We start from the raw sequence: 15,341 nt of genomic DNA, 5'->3' as shown, positions 1-15,341 counted from the left end.
CTACGCCCCCTTGTCTCCTGTGGGATCGGCTCAGAGGGTCTTCTTGAGGGTTCCGTCCTGGGCGGCCAGCAGGATGGGGGCCTTGGGGCCCAGGTCGCGGACGGCGGAGATGTCCTCCGGGCGAACGGTGTCGGCGGTGGAGACGACCGCGGCGGCCTCCAGGTCGTCGGCGCCGCTGGACACGGCCATGGCGACCGCCACCTGGAGGGCGGATAGCTTGAGTGAGGGCAAATCCACGGTGGCGGCGGCGTAGGTGCGGCCGGTCTCGTCCCGTACCGCGGCTCCCTCGGCGGCACCGGCGCGGGCACGGGTCGAGCGGGCCAAGGTGATGATCTTGGTGTCCTCGGGGTTCATCTCGCTCACGGCCCCAGCCTAAAGCCCTCCCAGCAGCGCCGACCGAGCCGCAACCCAAAGACAAGCAGGGGCGAGGCCCCGAGGGGTGTCGGGGCCCGCATCGGGGGGTGTGGGGGTCGCCCCCCACATATGTCACAGCCCTCACGATGGTGCGCTTCTGCAAGTTCTCCGCAAGTTGGTGACAAGTGGGAGCGATCAGGGTGGGGGCGTCAAGGGTGGCTTCTTTTGGGGGAATCGATGTCTCGATTGCTTTACCGCCTGGGGCGGGCCGCGGCGTTGCGGCCCTGGCGGTTCGTTGTGGCCTGGGTGTTGGTCATCGGGGCGGTGGCCGGTGTGGCGGGTGTCGCCGGCGGGTCGCTGCAGGATGACTACACGCTGGCCGGTACGGGGTCGCAGCGGGCGGCGGATCTGCTGACCGAGCGGTTCCCGGCGTTGTCGGGGGCGGACGCGCGGGTGGTGGTGCATGCCGGTAAGGGCCGGGTGGATCCGGCCGGGCTTGAGGGGGCGCGCCGGGAGCTTGCGAAGCTGCCGCATGTGAGTGTGGTGGAGCCGGCGGTGCCGAGCCGGGACGGGGCCACCGCGCTGATCACCGTCCGGTATGACGTGCTGGTCACCGATCTGGCGCCTGATGAGACGTTGGAGCGGTTGCGGGGCGCCACGGCCGGTCTGGAACGGGCCGGGAACCAGGTGGAGTTCGGCGGGGAGGTGCCGGAGAACGTGACGGCGCCGGACGGGGTCGCCGAGGTGGTGGGGGTGGTCGCCGCGCTGGTGATCCTGCTGCTGGCGTTCGGTTCGGTGGTGGCGGCGGGGTTGCCGCTGGCGGTGGCGTTGGCGGGGCTCGGCGCCGGGGTGTTGGGGATCACGATCCTGGCGGCGTTCGCGAATGTGGCGACGACGGCTCCGACGCTGGCGGTGATGACGGGGCTGGGTGTCGGTATCGACTACGCGCTGTTCATCCTGACGAGGCATCGGGAGGGGCTGGCGCAGGGGCTGTCCGTGCATGAGGCGGCGGGACGTGCCAATGCAACGGCCGGGCTGTCGGTGCTGTTCGCGGGGTTCACGGTGTTGCTGGCGCTGTCCGGGCTGGTGCTGTCGCGGATTCCGGTGTTCATGACGATGGGGTTCGCGACGGGGATCGTGGTGGCCGCGACGGTGGCCGGTGCGGTGACGTTGCTGCCCGCGGTTCTGGGGTTGGCGGGACGCAGGGTGCTGCGCAGGCGTGACCGGGCGGAGGGCGCCACGATCCGGGCGGAGTCGCCGCGGGTGCGGCGCTGGGCGGAGCATGTGGGGCGGCATCCGTGGCCGTGGCTGCTGGCCGCGCTGGCGCTGATGCTGACGCTGGCGGCTCCGGCGCTGGGGATGCGCACGTGGCCCAGCGACGCCAGTAGCGAGCCGGAGTCCAATACCGCGCGGCAGGCGTACGATCTGGTCGCCGACGCGTACGGGCCGGGCGCGAACGGTCCGCTGCTGGTGGCGGTGGACCTGCGCGAATCGCCCGACATCGCCGGTCTGCGTGCGCGGCTGGCGGCGACGGAGGGCGTTGTGGGGGTCGCTCCGCCTCAGGTGTCGCCGGACGGGAGCGCCGCGGTGGTGGTGGTCACTCCCGCGTATGGCCCGCAGGACGAGCGTGTCGTGGACCTGGTCGACCGGGTCCGCGCGGACGTGCTGCCGCCCGGCTCGGAGATCACCGGGCTGACCGCCGCGTACGTGGATCTCAGCAGGGTGCTGGACGAGCGGCTGTGGCCGGTGATCGGGGTCGTGGTGGCGACCTCGTTCGTGATGCTGATGATCGTCTTCCGTTCGCTGCTGGCGCCGTTGAAGGCGGCGGCGATGAACCTGCTGTCGATCGGCGCCGCGTACGGGGCGCTCACGGCGATCTTCCAGTGGGGGTGGGGCGCGGAGCTGCTGGGGTTGCCGCACGGCGTGCCGGTGTCCAGCTTCATCCTGCTGCTGATGTTCGCGGTGCTGTTCGGCGTGTCGATGGACTACGAGGTGTTCCTGCTGTCGCGGGTGCGTGAGGAGTGGCTGCGTACGGGCAACGCGCGGGCGTCGGTGTCGACGGGACTGGCCGTCACCGGCCGGGTGATCTCCAGCGCCGCGCTGATCATGGTGGCGGTGTTCCTCGGGTTCGCGCTGGATCCGGGGCTGGTGGTCAAGCAGATGGGCGTGGGCCTGGCGGTGGCGGTCGCGCTGGACGCCACCGTGGTGCGGCTGGTGCTCGTCCCGGCCACGATGGCCCTGCTGGGACGGGCGAACTGGTGGCTGCCGCGCCCGCTCGACCGGCTGCTGCCGACCCTGGAACCGCACGGCGCCGGTGTCGAGCCCGCGGCGGCCCCGGAGAGGGAGCGCGAGCCGAGCCCGGCCTGACCTGGGGCGCGGTGCGCGCCCGCCTCCTGTCCCAAGGGTGGGCCAAGGTTCGGGAGGGTCCCGGTTTAGGCTGGCCGGGACATGGCGAGCGTGCGGGTACTGGGCACCTTCGAGGTGTGGGTGGACGGGGGCCTCGCCGATCTGGGCGGCCCCCGTCAGCGTTCGGTGCTGGCCAGGCTTGTGGCGGCGCGCGGCGCGATGGTCCCGGCCGACCGCCTGGTCGAGGATCTGTGGCCGGGGGAGGCGCCGCTCAGCGCCCCGGCGGGGTTGCAGTCGTTCGTGTCGCACCTGCGGCGCGCCCTGGAGCCGGGGCGGCCGCCGCGCACGCCGGCGCGGGTGCTGGTCACCGCGCCTCCGGGGTACGCGCTGCGGCTCGTGGACGACGATGTGGACGCCTGGCGGTTCGAGTCGCTGGTCGACGTGTCGGCGGAGCGGCTGGCGGCGGACGACGCCGCGGGCGCCCGCGAAAGCGCGGAGGCGGCGCTGGACGAGTGGCGCGGACCCGCGTACGCCGAGTTCGCCGACCTGCCGTGGGCGGTCACCGAGGCGTCCCGCCTGGACGAGCGGCGGCGCATCGCGACGGAGCGGCGCGCCGAGGCGATGCTGCGCCTGGGCGCCGCCGCGGAGGCCGTGCCCGACCTGGAGGCGCACGCGGCGGCGAATCCGCTGCGCGAGGAAGCCTGGCGGCTGCTGGCCCTCGCCCTCTACCGGACGGGCCGCCAGGGCGACGCGCTGGCCGCGCTGCGCGGTGCGAGGACGGTGCTGGCCGAGGAGCTCGGGGTGGATCCCGGGCCCGAGCTGCGCCGCCTGGAGGCCGGGATCCTCGCCCAGGACCCGGGCCTCATCGGCGCGCCGCGGCCACGCCTCCGGATCGCCCGCGGGCGCGGGCCGGCGCGTCCTGGGACGGTGTTCGTCGGGCGGCGGGACGAGCTGGACCGGGTGATCGACGCGGCGCGGGACGCGGCGGCGGGCCGGTGCGGGCTCGTCCTGATCGGCGGCGACGCGGGCATGGGCAAGACCGCCCTGGCCGAGCGCCTGGCGGGCGAGCTGGCGGACCGGGGCTGGACCGCCGCGTGGGGCCGCGCCGCGGAGACCGGCGGCGCCCCGGCCGCCTGGCCGTGGGCCGAGCTGCTGCGCGGGCTGGCCGCCGCCGTCCCGCCCGGCGGCGACCTGGCGGGACGGCTCGCCCCGCTGCTCACCGACACCGCACCGGCGGGCGAGGGCGCGGACGTGACCACCGGCAGGTTCCGGCTCCATCTGGCCGTCGGCGACTACCTGGCCACGGTCGCGGCGGGCGGCGCGCCGCTGCTGCTCGTCCTGGACGATCTGCACTGGGCGGACGAGGAGACCCTCGCGCTGCTGACGGCGCTTCCGGACCGGCTGCGCGACCGTCCCGTCCTGTTGGTGGGCACCTTCCGGCCGCCGGAGGCGACCGAGCGGCTGGCGGACGCGCTCGCCGCGCTGGCCCGGCGGGAGCCGCTGCGGCTGGAGCTGACCGGGCTGGCCGCCGAGGATGTGGCCGCGCTGGTCCGCGCCACCTGCGCCGTCGAGGTCGGGGACGCCGAGCTGGCGATGATCGCCGAGCGGACCGGGGGGAACCCGTTCTTCACCCGGGAGACGGCACGGCTGCTGGAGGCGGAGGGGGTGTCCGCCGCGGCCCGCCGCGTCCCGGCCGGGGTGGGCGACGTGCTGCGGCGCCGCATCGCCGGGCTGGCCGAGCCCGTCCAGAACGTCCTGCGGCACGCGGCGGTCGTGGGACGCGACGCCGACCTCGACGTTCTCATCGACGTGTCGGGGGGCGACGAGGACACGGTCCTGGACGCGGTCGACGCGGGTCTGGCCGCCGGGTTGCTGACCGAGCCGGGCCCTGGACGGGTCGGGTTCGCGCATGCCCTCGTCCGGGACACCCTGTACACCGGCCTGTCGCGCGCCCGGCGCACCCGGCTGCACGGGCGGGTCGCGGACGCGCTCGAACGCCGCCGTCCCGGCGACGTCGCCGCCCTCGCCCACCACCATCTGGAGTCGCGCGCCGACCCCGCCAGGGCCGTCCGGTACGCGCGGCCGGCCGCCGAGGCCGCCGAGGCCCGTTTCGCCCACCGGGTCGCCGCCGACCTGTGGATCCGCGCCGCCGACCTGATGCGCGGCGAGGGCCGCGAGGCTCTGCGTGACCGGCTTGAGCTGGAGTCGGCCGCGATCCGCTCGCAGGCGCTGGCGGGCGATGTCGCCGAGGGGCGCGAGCGCAGGCGGCGTGCCCTGCGCGCGGCCCGCGAGCTGGGCGACATCGAGCTGATCAGCCGCGTCATCACCAGCTTCGACGTGCCGACGCTGTGGACCAACCGCGAGTACGGCACGGTCGACTGGGACCTGGTCGACATCGCCGAGCGGGCGCTGGCGGAGGTGCCGGGGGGCGAGCCGCGGGTCCGGCTGCTCACCAGCCTGGCGATCGAGCTGGAGGGGGAGCGCGACGAGCGCGGGGACGAGGCGTCCGCCGAGGCGGTCCGGCTGGCGCGCGAGATCGGCCGTCCCGAGCTGCTGGCGGTCGCCCTCAACGGCCGGTTCCTCAACAGCTACCGCCGCGCCGGCGGGCTGACCCAGCGGCACGGCATCGCCACCGAGCTGCTCGGCATCGCCACCGAGCACGGCCTGGGCCTGTACGAGGTGCTGGCCCGCCTGCAACTCCAGGAGGCCGCGATCGGCATGCTCGACCTTGAGGCGGGCAGGCGGCACCAGCGGGAGGGCATCGCGCTGGCCGAGCGGTACGGGCTGCCGCTGCTCGCCAAGATCGCCCGCTGGTCCGAGCCGCTCACCCGGGCCCTCACCGGCGACTTCGACGAGGCGGAGCGGGCCTACTGGTCGGTCGCGGCGCACTTCGAGGACACCTCCGTCTGGAACAACGAGCGCGGCATGGCCATGCTCGGGATCTTCTGCGGGCGGCTCGCGCAGGGCCGCGAGGGCGAACTGGTGGACGAGGCCCGATGGATGTGGGAACGCTGGCGGCACGTCGGGGCCACCGCCGAGATCTACGGCCTCGCGCTGATCGGCGCCGGGCGTCCCGGCGAGGCCGCGCGGGTCGTCGCGGACGCCGCCGCGGGCGTCCGCTACGACTACTTCTACGACCTGCTCCTCAGCCTGCGCGGGCGCCGGGCCGTCGCGCTCGCCGACCGCCGCGTGGCGGAACGGACGTACCAGGACCTGCTGGAGTACCGCGACCGCGTCGCCGGGACCGCGACCGGCTGTGTCGCCTACGGCCCGGTCGCGCACGTCCTCGGCGACCTGGCGGCGTTCCTGGAACGTCCCGCCGAGGCCGCCGGCCACTACCGCCGCGCCGCCGGGGTGGCGGACCGGGTCGGCTCCGCGCACTGGTCCGCCCTGGCCCGCGACGCGCTGCGTTCCCTGGGCACTCCGGCGGCCTGAGATGCCCGCGCCGGACGATCCGTCCCGCCGGGTACGCGACAATTGATGCTGTGACGACGCCGGGAGAGAAGACCGCCGGGGGGTACCGGTCCGGGTTCGCCTGTTTCCTCGGGCGGCCCAACGTGGGCAAGTCGACCCTCATGAACGCCCTGGTCGGCACCAAGGTGGCGATCACCAGCAGCCGCCCGCAGACCACCCGGAGGGCGATCCGCGGCATCGTGCACCGGCCGGACGCCCAGCTCGTCGTGGTGGACACGCCGGGCCTGCACAAGCCCCGCACCCTGCTGGGCGAGCGGCTGGACAGCCTGGTCCGCTCCACCCTCACCGAGGTGGACGTGATCGGCTTCTGCGTGCCCGCCGACCAGCCCATCGGCCCCGGCGACCGGTTCATCGCCCGGGAGCTGGCCAACGTGAAGAAGACACCCGTGCTGGCGATCGTCACCAAGACCGACCTGGTCCCGCCGGAGCGGGTCGCCGAGCAGCTCGCCGCGGTGTCCGGGCTGGGGGACTACGCCGACATCGTCCCCTGCTCGGCGCGGAGCGGCTTCCAGGTCGAGCTGGTCGGCGACCTGCTGATCCGGCACCTTCCCGAGGGACCGCCCCTCTACCCGGAGGGCGACCTCACCGACGAGCCCGAGCAGATCCTGGTCGCCGAACTGATCAGGGAGGCCGCGCTGGAGGGCGTCCGGGACGAGCTGCCGCACTCGATCGCCGTGGTGGTGGACGAGATGGCCCCCAGGGAGGGCCGCGACGACCTCATCGACGTGTACGCGCACCTGTTCGTCGAGCGCCCCAGCCAGAAGGGGATCATCATCGGCACCAAGGGCGCCCGGCTGCGTGACGTGGGCACCCGCGCCCGTACCCAGATCGAGGCGCTGCTGGGCACGAAGGTCTTCCTCGACCTGCGCGTCAGCGTCGCCAAGGACTGGCAGCGCGATCCCAAGCAGCTCCGCAGGCTCGGCTTCTACGACTGACCGGCGCCCGGAGCGCCGGGCCACTGCCCCTGCTCACCGGTCTTCTGGGGTTGCTCCTGCGGCCGCTGAGCCTGTGGCCACTGCTCCTGCGGCCACTGCGCCTGCGGCTGGGCCTCCGGCCGCGCCTCACTGTGCGCCGGGGGTGCGGGATCGTGGCCGGCGTCCGGAGCGGGGAAGGCGGCGGCGTACGCGGGCACGGCCTCCTGCGGGCGGACGGAGGCGAGGCGGCGGGTGAGGGGACGGGCCAGGCTGAACCCGATGACCAGCAGCGACATCGCCACCGCCAGATACCAGCCGATGATCACGGCGACCTCGTAGCCGACCGACAGCTCCTCGGCGGCGAGCCGGTCCTTGATCTGGTCGAGGCGCAGCACGAACAGCCCGCACACCAGCAGCGACAGCGCCCCCGGTATCGCGGCCAAGGCGGAGCTGCGGGTGTCGCGGCCGATGATCCCCCAGAACGCCATGGCGATCGAGATCATCGCCAGCACCGGAACGGCCACGACCACGTTGTCGGCCTCCAGCCCGGTCACGCTGCCCAGGTCGCGGGTCAGCACCCGGCCGAACAGGTCGATCGAGATCCGCGCCTGGGCCCAGGGCAGGAAGGCCGAGACCAGCAGCACCGCGCCGGCGACGATCACGCCGATGTTCCAGGCGGAGCCGTGCGCCGCCGGGTCCGCCGGCGCCGCGTACCCCGTGGGGTACGGGGGCGGCGGGTACCCCCCGTACCGGCCCTGCTCGTCCAGAGGGGGAAGGAACGCCGGGCGGGTCCGCGGGTCGCGCGTCCGGTCACCCTCGGGAGCCTGCTCGTCACTCATGTTCTCAGCGTAGGCGCCGCGACGGGCCGGACGGCGGTGCGCGCGTCAAGGATCGGTCCGCGGACGGCGAGGATCGGTCGGTAGGTTGGAGGGCGGTGGCCGCTTCGGAGGGGGAGTCCCGGTGTTTCTGATCTTCGGCCTGTCGGTGTTCTTCCGCACGGTCGGCGAGGGGACCTTCCACTGCCCGCGCGACGGCGGCGACCGCCCGTACCGGCTCCGGTCGGGACGGCGCTGGTTCACCCTGTTCTTCGTCCCTGTGATCCCGCTCACGCGCGTGGGCGAGGTGGTCGAGTGCCGGTCGTGCAAGACCCGGTACACCACCGACGTCCTGAACGCGCCCACCGCGCGGGAGCTGGCCGCGACACTGCCCGCGGGCATGCGCGCCGCCGCGGCGCTGGTGCTGCGGGCCGGTGGCGCGGCGAACCCCGCTGCGCGGGCGCGGGCGGCCGAGGCCGTCCAGGGGTACGGGGAGCACGGGTACGGCGACCGGGACCTCGACGCCGACCTGGGAACCGACGCCGCCCACCACGAACAGCGCGTCTCCATGGCGGGCGCGCAGCTCACACCGGAGGCCAAGGAGTGGTTCCTGGCGCAGGCGGCCCGCGTCGGGCTGGCCGACGGACCCCTGAGCGACGCCGAACGCCAGGCCCTGAACCGGGTCGCGGACCTGCTGGGCATGTCCCGCGCCCACGCGCTCGGTGTGATCGTCACCGCGGAGGGCGCGGCGCGCTGACACGCCGGGCCGCCCGCCGGGGTTGCGGGACGCCTCCGGTGCGATCAGAGTGGCCGTGCACGCGAATCCCCTGCTGACGGGAGCGTCGCGATGGGCGACAGGACGGGTCCGGCGCCCGGCGGGAGGCCGCGGGAGTCCGGCATCGCGCTGGTGAGGCGCCCCGGGCCGCGCCTCGCCGACGGCATCGTCACCCATGTCGAGCGCCGCCCGGTCGACGTGGCGCTGGCGCGCCGCCAGCACGCCGCGTACGTGGACGCCGTACGCGACGCCGGCTGGTCGATCCACGAGGTGGAACCCGCTGACGACTGCCCTGACGCGGTGTTCGTGGAGGACACCCTGGTGGTGGCCGGTGACGTGGCCGTGCTCGGCCGGTCGGGGGCGCCGCGACGGCGCGCCGAGCTGCCCGGCGCCGAGCGGGCGGCCCGGGACCTCGGGCTGCGGGTGCACCGGATCAAGGAGCCCGGCACCCTGGACGGCGGCGACGTCCTCCAGGTGGGCGACACCGTCTACGTGGGCCGCGGCCTCCGCACCAACGAGGAGGGCGTCTGCCGGCTCGCGCACCTGCTGGGCGGGCGGCGGGTCGTGCCCGTCGCGCTGGACGGCGTGCTGCACCTGAAGTCGGCCATGTCGGCGCTGCCGGACGGCTCCCTGATCGGCCTGCCCGACCATGTGGACACCTCCGTCGTCCCCTACCTGCGGGTGGTGCCCGAGCCGACCGGCGTCCACATGGTGATACTCGGCCCGGAGCACGTGCTGATGGCCGCGTCGGCGCCGCGCACCGCGGAGCTCCTGCGGGCCGACGGCTGGCGGGTCACCACGGTCGACATCGGCGAGTTCGAGGCACTGGAGGGGTGTGTGACCTGCCTTTCCGTCCTGGTCCCCGGTGGCCGCCCGGACGGGGCCGCGGGGTCCGCGATGGCGAGTCGACGGCTGTGTGACGGCTGTGTGACGTAGGACACGTATCGTCTCAGATAGCGGGATGGGTTTCCGTGACGGGCGCGTGATCTGTTAGCTTGACGACCGTGCTGCGCGAGCTGCTCCTCCTTAGCGGCCGCAGCGGGGCCCCATAACGGTCGGCACCCCCGCTGCGGGACCTCTCCGTGCACGGCTTCGCTCCGCGACGTTGATCGTCGGCCGCAGGGATCGAGCAGAGGAATCGCAACCATCATGTATCCGCAGCAGCAACCGTCCGGGATGCCGTTCGAGCGCTACCGCCCGTTCTCCCCCATCAGGCTGACGGACCGCACCTGGCCGGACAAGGTGATCACCGAGGCCCCGCGCTGGTGCGCGGTCGACCTGCGGGACGGCAACCAGGCGCTGATCGACCCGATGGACTCCCACCGCAAGCTGAGGATGTTCCAGCTCCTGGTGCGGATGGGCTACAAGGAGATCGAGGTCGGCTTCCCCGCCGCCAGCCAGACCGACTACGACTTCATCCGGCAGATCATCGAGGACGACCTGATCCCGGACGACGTGGTGATCCAGGTGCTGACCCAGGCCAGGCCGGAGCTGATCGAGCGGACCTTCGAGTCGGTACGCGGCGCCAGGCAGGCCATCGTCCACCTCTACAACTCCACCAGCACGCTGCAGCGCCGCGTGGTGTTCGGCCAGGACAAGGACGGGATCACCGCGATCGCCGTCGAGGGCGCCAAGCTGTGCGCGAAGCTGGCCGAGGACATGGGCGACACCGAGATCCTCTTCCAGTACTCGCCGGAGTCGTTCACCGGCACCGAGCTGGAGTACGCGGTCGAGGTGTGCGACGCGGTCAACGACGTGTGGAAGCCGACCCCGGACTGGAAGGTCGTCATCAACCTGCCGGCCACCGTCGAGATGGCCACCCCGAACATCTACGCCGACCAGATCGAGTGGATGCACCGCAACCTGGCCCACCGCGACTCGATCGTGCTGTCCCTGCACCCGCACAACGACCGGGGCACCGCGGTGGCCGCGGCCGAGCTGGGGTACATGGCCGGCGCCGACCGCATCGAGGGCTGCCTGTTCGGCAACGGCGAGCGCACCGGCAACGTCTGCCTGGTCACGCTGGGCCTGAACCTGTTCACGCAGGGCGTGGACCCGCAGATCGACTTCTCCGACATCGACGAGATCCGCCGCACCGTCGAGTACTGCAACCAGCTACCGGTGCACGAGCGGCACCCCTACGGCGGCGACCTGGTCTACACCGCCTTCTCCGGCTCTCACCAGGACGCGATCAACAAGGGGTTCGACCACCTGGCCAGGGACGCCGAGGCGGCCGGGGTCCCGGTGGACGAGTTCCGCTGGGAGGTCCCCTACCTGCCGATCGACCCCAAGGACGTGGGCCGCACCTACGAGGCGGTCATCCGCGTCAACAGCCAGTCCGGCAAGGGCGGCGTCGCCTACATCATGAAGACCGAGCACGCGCTGGACCTGCCCCGCCGGTTGCAGATCGAGTTCTCCCGGGTGGTGCAGCGGCACACCGACACCGAGGGCGGCGAGGTCACGCCCGAACGGATGTGGGAGATCTTCGAGCGGGAGTTCCTGTCCAACGGCCCCCGGGTCGGCCTTCTGGCGCACCGCGCGTCCTCCCGGGTGGACGAGAAGGACATGCTGAGCTGCGACGTCCGGATCGACGGCGAGATCCGCGAGATCGAGGGCGTCGGCAACGGCCCGGTGTCGGCGTTCGAGTCCGCCCTCGCCTCCGTCGGCGTCCACGTCCGGGTGCTGGACTACGCCGAGCACGCGCTGAGCGCCGGCGGCGACGCCCGCGCCGCCGCCTACGTGGAGTGCGACGTGGAGGGCACCACCGTCTGGGGTGTGGGCATCGACGGCAACATCGTCACCGCGTCCCTCAAGGCCATCCTGTCGGCCGTCAACCGGGTGGCGCGCGCATCATGAACCCGCGAGGGCGTGTCATCGCGGGCGACCCCGCGATGACACGCCCTCAGTGCGATGACACGCTTTCAGTGCGCCTGCCCCAGCACGTGATGGACCAGTTCCCTCAACGGCCCCTTCAGCTGGGCCTCCCCGACGGTCGTGGTGTCGCCGTCGATGTCGATGTCGTACAGGAACTGGTCGGGGATCCGGCCGGGCGGCGGCACGGCGGACAGATCCACCCGGTCGACCAGCCCGGCCAGCATGGGATCGGTGGCGCTGTCGGACTGCCCGCGCTGCTCGATCCCCGCGAACCCCCCGCTGCGAACCACTGTCACCTTCACCGTCTCTCCCGGTCGCCCTCTCCCGGTCACCTGTGAGGCGCCGCGGCGGCGGCGCCTGCGCTCACTGCTGGACGCCTACCCCCGTCCATGCGTCCCTTATCGCGCGGGTCTCCGCGGCCTCGCCCCCGTACAGCTCGGTCGCCGTGGCGACGGTGGCGGCGGCGAACCCGGCGAAGTCCGTCGTGGCGGAGATCTTGCCACCGGTCAGCGTCTCGTACCAGACCCGTCCGGCCTTCTCCCACGAATGGCCGCCGATCGCCGTGGCCGCCAGGTAGAAGGCGCGGTTGGGAATGCCCGAGTTGATGTGGACGCCGCCGTTGTCGCGCCGGGTGTGGTTGTAGGAGTCCATGTGACCCGGCTGCGGGTCCTTGCCGAGCCTCGGGTCGTCGTAGGCGGTGCCGGGCTCCTTCAGCGACCGCAGCGCGACGCCGTTGACGCCCTCGGCGAGCAGGCCCTGGCCGATCAGCCAGTCGGCCTCGTCGGCGGTCTGACCGAGATGCCACTGCTTGACGCAGGAGCCGAAGACGTCGGACACGGACTCGTTGAGCGCGCCCGGCTGGTCCCGGTACTCCAGCTTGGCGGTGTACTGCGTGATGCCGTGCACCAGCTCGTGCCCCGTGACGTCGAGCGGGCCGGTGAAGCCCAGGAACAGCTCGCCGTCGCCGTCCCCGTAGACCATCTGCCGGCCGTCCCAGAAGGCGTTCTGGTAGTCGCGGCCGTAGTGGACGGTGGAGACGAGCGGGAGCCCCCCGCCGTCGATGGAGTCGCGCCGGTAGGCCGCCTCGAAGAAGTCGAAGGTCACGCCCAGCCAGTCGTAGGACTGGTCCACGGCGCCGTCACCGGTGGCCGGATCGCCCTCCCCACGGGCCTTCTCCCCGGGGAGCCGCTCCTGGTTCTTGGCGTTGTGAACGGTTCGTTCAGGTGTGAAGTCCGCGCTGGGCGCCGGGGGCACGGCCGCGAAGGAGACACGGGCGTCACGCTGCGCGATGCTGATTTCCAGAGAGCGCTGGGCGAGGTCGCGCAGCGCCGGGTTCTCGGCGGCTTCGGCGACCCTTTCCAGCATGTGTGGGGGCACGATGGTGCATCTCATGCCAACACGCTGACAGCTCGTTGTGAGCGAGGCCACAGGTTCCGCGCAACTCTCACGACCAATTCCGGTCACATACCGTGATGGACAGCTCTCGGGAGGTAGGGGCCGGGGTGCGACGGATGGGCCTTTCCGCCACCCGGCCGCCACCGCGCCGTGGTGATCGCACACGGCGGATGCGGGACAATGGGGACGTGAGCCTGTACCGCGACGAGGGCATCGTCCTGCGCACCCAGAAGCTGGGCGAGGCCGACCGCATCATCACGGTGCTCACCCGCCGCTCCGGCCGGATCCGCGCGGCGGCCAAGGGAGTGCGCAAGACCAAATCCAGGTTCGGGGCGCGGCTGGAGCCGTTCACCCACGTCGACCTCCAGTTCTACGAGCGCCGCTCGCTGGACCTGATCATCCAGGCCGAGACGCTGCGGCCGTACGGGGAACAGCTCGTCACCGACTACCCCCGCTACACGGCCGGGACGGCGATGCTGGAGACGGCGGAACGGCTGACCGCCGAGGAGGGCGAACCGGCGCTGCGCCAGTTCCTCCTGCTGGTGGGCGGGCTGCGGACGCTGGCCGAACGGTCCCACGACCCTCGGCTCGTCCTGGACGCGTTCCTGCTGCGGTCGCTGTCGGTGGCGGGCTGGGCACCGGCGATCGACGAGTGCTGCCGGTGCGGCGACCGGGGCCGGCTGCGCGGCTTCGCGATCGCCGCGGGCGGCGCCGTCTGCGCGCGCTGCCGCCGCCCCGGCGCCGCGACCCCCGCCCCGCCGACGTTCGCGCTGATGCTGGCGCTGCTGCGGGGCGACTGGGAGTACGCCGACGGGAGCGACCCCCGGCACCGGGTAGAGTGCAGCGGCCTGGTCGCGGCCTACCTGCAATGGCACCTGGAGCACGGCATCAGATCCCTGCGGCACGTGGAGCGGGAGGATCCCGCGCAGGCCCGCGACCGCACCCCGGACCCGAGCGACAGGGAGTCAGTTTGAGAAGGGCCGTTCAGCCCCCGGAACCGCACAAGGACGGCGCGCGCCCGCCCGCGATCCCCGCCGACCTGGTGCCCCGGCACGTCGCCATCGTGATGGACGGCAACGGCCGCTGGGCCAAGGAACGGGGACTGCCCCGCACCGAAGGCCACAAGATGGGGGAGAGCTCCCTCTTCGACGTGATCATGGGCGCGATCGAGCTGGGCATCCCCTACCTGTCGGCGTACGCGTTCTCCACCGAGAACTGGAAGCGCTCACCGGACGAGGTGCGCTTCCTCATGGGCTTCAACCGGGAGGTGATCCGGCGCCGCCGCGACCAGCTCAACGCGATGGGCGTACGGGTGCGCTGGGCGGGCCGCCGCCCCCGGCTCTGGCGCAGCGTGATCGGCGAGCTGGAGACGGCCGAGGAGATGACCCGCGACAACGACGTCCTGACCCTCCAGTTCTGCGTGAACTACGGCGGCCGCGCCGAGATCGCCGACGCCGCCGCGGCCATCGCCAGGGACGTCCGCGACGGCCGCCTCAACCCCGACAAGATCACCGAGAAGGTCTTCGCCCGCTACCTCGACGAGCCCGGCATCCCCGACGTCGACCTGTTCCTGCGCTCCTCCGGCGAGCAGCGCACCTCCAACTTCCTCATCTGGCAGTCGGCCTACGCGGAAATGGTCTTCCTCGACACCCTGTGGCCCGACTTCGACCGCAGGCACCTCTGGCACGCCTGCGAGATCTACGCCTCCCGAGACCGCCGTTACGGAGGCGCACTGCCGAATCCTGTGGGGGGAGCAACCCCCCACGCGTGACCGTGTGGGGGGGCGACCCCCCACGCCCCCCCCGGGGACGCGGCGGCCGCGTCCCTACGCTCGCAGGGCTCGCTTCGGGCCGCGGCCTTTTCGCCGCGGTCAGGGGCTCTGCCCCCGACACCCCCGGCAGGGGGCTTCGCCCCCTGCACCCCCCAGTGTGGGCGCGGTCAGGTCAGGGCGGCGTCCAGGGTGATCTTGGTGCCGGTCAGGGCCTTGCTGACCGGGCAGTTCTCCTTGGCGGTCTGGGCGGCCTTCTCGAAGTCGGACGCGGAGATGCCCGGGACGGAGGCGCGGACGGTCAGGTGGATCCCGGTGATGCCCTCGCCGGGCTGGAAGGTCACCTCGGCCTTGGTGTCGATGGTCTCCGGGGGAGTGCCCGCCCCGGCGAGGCCCGCCGACAGGGCCATCGAGTAGCACGTCGAGTGGGCACCGGCGATCATCTCCTCGGGGCTGGTGCGCCCGTCGGGCTGCTCGGCCCGGGACGCCCAGGTGACCTCGAAGGTGCCGATGTTGGAGGAGTCCAGCGAAACCCGGCCCTGGCCGCCGATCAGCGGGCCTTCCCAGCGCGCGTTCGCGATACGTGTCGTAGCCATGAGGTCGATTGTCGCGCATCGGGCCCGGAA

Annotated in this window: 13 protein-coding genes and 1 pseudogene; 9 read left to right on the top strand and 5 right to left on the bottom strand. The window is 73.0% G+C overall.

Annotated features, from left to right (window positions below):
* Positions 1-30: 30 nt before the first annotated feature.
* Complete coding sequence (locus QSK21_RS08665; protein WP_285695090.1) at positions 31-354, bottom strand: cytidine deaminase-like protein; 324 nt, start codon at positions 352-354, stop codon at positions 31-33.
* A 129-nt stretch (positions 355-483) separates the two neighbouring features.
* On the opposite strand from QSK21_RS08665, the pseudogene QSK21_RS36355 reads away from it, so the two are divergent.
* The 4 genes and pseudogenes from QSK21_RS36355 to era all read left to right on the top strand — a co-directional run.
* A pseudogene (locus tag QSK21_RS36355) lies at positions 484-1,641 on the top strand (MMPL family transporter); the annotation flags it as partial.
* A 42-nt stretch (positions 1,642-1,683) separates the two neighbouring features.
* Positions 1,684-2,721 carry an MMPL family transporter gene (locus QSK21_RS36350; RefSeq protein ID WP_502871531.1) on the top strand — a complete coding sequence of 346 codons (1,038 nt, stop codon included), beginning with the start codon at positions 1,684-1,686 and terminating at the stop codon, positions 2,719-2,721.
* Positions 2,722-2,802: 81 nt separating this feature from the next.
* Entirely contained in the window at positions 2,803-6,135 is a 3,333-nt protein-coding gene (locus QSK21_RS08655; protein ID WP_285694855.1) for an ATP-binding protein, read from the top strand.
* A 50-nt stretch (positions 6,136-6,185) separates the two neighbouring features.
* Positions 6,186-7,109: a GTPase Era gene (gene era / locus QSK21_RS08650; protein ID WP_285694854.1), complete on the top strand. Its 924-nt coding sequence runs from the start codon at positions 6,186-6,188 to the stop codon at positions 7,107-7,109.
* Here era and QSK21_RS08645 read toward each other — a convergent pair.
* Entirely contained in the window at positions 7,100-7,927 is an 828-nt protein-coding gene (locus QSK21_RS08645; RefSeq protein ID WP_285694853.1) for a hypothetical protein, read from the bottom strand. The genes era and QSK21_RS08645 overlap by 10 nt on opposite strands.
* A 121-nt stretch (positions 7,928-8,048) precedes the next feature.
* On the opposite strand from QSK21_RS08645, the gene QSK21_RS08640 reads away from it, so the two are divergent.
* The 3 genes from QSK21_RS08640 to leuA all read left to right on the top strand — a co-directional run bounded on the left by QSK21_RS08640 (position 8,049) and on the right by leuA (position 11,534).
* Complete coding sequence (locus tag QSK21_RS08640; protein WP_285694852.1) at positions 8,049-8,660, top strand: tellurite resistance TerB family protein; 612 nt, start codon at positions 8,049-8,051, stop codon at positions 8,658-8,660.
* A gap of 90 nt (positions 8,661-8,750) precedes the next feature.
* Complete coding sequence (gene ddaH / locus QSK21_RS08635) at positions 8,751-9,614, top strand: dimethylargininase (RefSeq protein ID WP_285694851.1); 864 nt, start codon at positions 8,751-8,753, stop codon at positions 9,612-9,614.
* A 213-nt stretch (positions 9,615-9,827) separates the two neighbouring features.
* On the top strand, positions 9,828-11,534 hold the full coding sequence (leuA, locus tag QSK21_RS08630) for a 2-isopropylmalate synthase (RefSeq protein WP_285694850.1): 1,707 nt from the start codon (positions 9,828-9,830) through the stop codon (positions 11,532-11,534).
* Positions 11,535-11,599: 65 nt separating this feature from the next.
* On the opposite strand, the gene QSK21_RS08625 is transcribed toward leuA, so the two are convergent.
* Complete coding sequence (locus QSK21_RS08625) at positions 11,600-11,854, bottom strand: protealysin inhibitor emfourin (protein WP_285694849.1); 255 nt, start codon at positions 11,852-11,854, stop codon at positions 11,600-11,602.
* A gap of 61 nt (positions 11,855-11,915) precedes the next feature.
* Complete coding sequence (locus QSK21_RS08620) at positions 11,916-12,944, bottom strand: M4 family metallopeptidase (RefSeq protein ID WP_285694848.1); 1,029 nt, start codon at positions 12,942-12,944, stop codon at positions 11,916-11,918.
* A gap of 191 nt (positions 12,945-13,135) precedes the next feature.
* On the opposite strand from QSK21_RS08620, the gene recO reads away from it, so the two are divergent.
* Positions 13,136-13,921 (top strand): DNA repair protein RecO, encoded by a 786-nt coding sequence (recO, locus tag QSK21_RS08615; RefSeq protein ID WP_285694847.1) that lies wholly within the window; start codon positions 13,136-13,138, stop codon positions 13,919-13,921.
* On the top strand, positions 13,918-14,718 hold the full coding sequence (locus QSK21_RS08610; protein ID WP_285694846.1) for an isoprenyl transferase: 801 nt from the start codon (positions 13,918-13,920) through the stop codon (positions 14,716-14,718). Before recO ends, QSK21_RS08610 begins: the two co-directional genes overlap by 4 nt.
* 167 nt (positions 14,719-14,885) lie before the next feature.
* Here the strand turns inward: QSK21_RS08610 and QSK21_RS08605 are convergent, their stop codons facing one another.
* Positions 14,886-15,311: an OsmC family protein gene (locus QSK21_RS08605; RefSeq protein WP_285694845.1), complete on the bottom strand. Its 426-nt coding sequence runs from the start codon at positions 15,309-15,311 to the stop codon at positions 14,886-14,888.
* Between the last annotated feature and the right edge of the window lie 30 nt (positions 15,312-15,341).

Origin of the sequence: Actinomadura sp. NBRC 104412, assembly GCF_030269515.1 — a bacterium.
GTDB lineage: Bacteria > Actinomycetota > Actinomycetes > Streptosporangiales > Streptosporangiaceae > Spirillospora.
The sequence above is the reverse complement of the archived record's forward strand: the minus strand, read 5'-3'. Positions and strand labels throughout refer to the sequence as shown.

Excerpts from the sequence above, each read along its gene's own strand:
- QSK21_RS08665 (WP_285695090.1), bottom strand. The coding sequence starts at position 354 with ATGAACCCCGAGGACACCAAGATCATCACCTTGGCCCGCTCGACCCGT.
- QSK21_RS36350 (WP_502871531.1), top strand. The coding sequence starts at position 1,684 with ATGCTGACGCTGGCGGCTCCGGCGCTGGGGATGCGCACGTGGCCCAGC.
- QSK21_RS08655 (WP_285694855.1), top strand. The coding sequence starts at position 2,803 with ATGGCGAGCGTGCGGGTACTGGGCACCTTCGAGGTGTGGGTGGACGGG.
- QSK21_RS08645 (WP_285694853.1), bottom strand. The coding sequence starts at position 7,927 with ATGAGTGACGAGCAGGCTCCCGAGGGTGACCGGACGCGCGACCCGCGG.
- ddaH (WP_285694851.1), top strand. The coding sequence starts at position 8,751 with ATGGGCGACAGGACGGGTCCGGCGCCCGGCGGGAGGCCGCGGGAGTCC.
- leuA (WP_285694850.1), top strand. The coding sequence starts at position 9,828 with ATGTATCCGCAGCAGCAACCGTCCGGGATGCCGTTCGAGCGCTACCGC.
- QSK21_RS08620 (WP_285694848.1), bottom strand. The coding sequence starts at position 12,944 with ATGAGATGCACCATCGTGCCCCCACACATGCTGGAAAGGGTCGCCGAA.
- QSK21_RS08605 (WP_285694845.1), bottom strand. The coding sequence starts at position 15,311 with ATGGCTACGACACGTATCGCGAACGCGCGCTGGGAAGGCCCGCTGATC.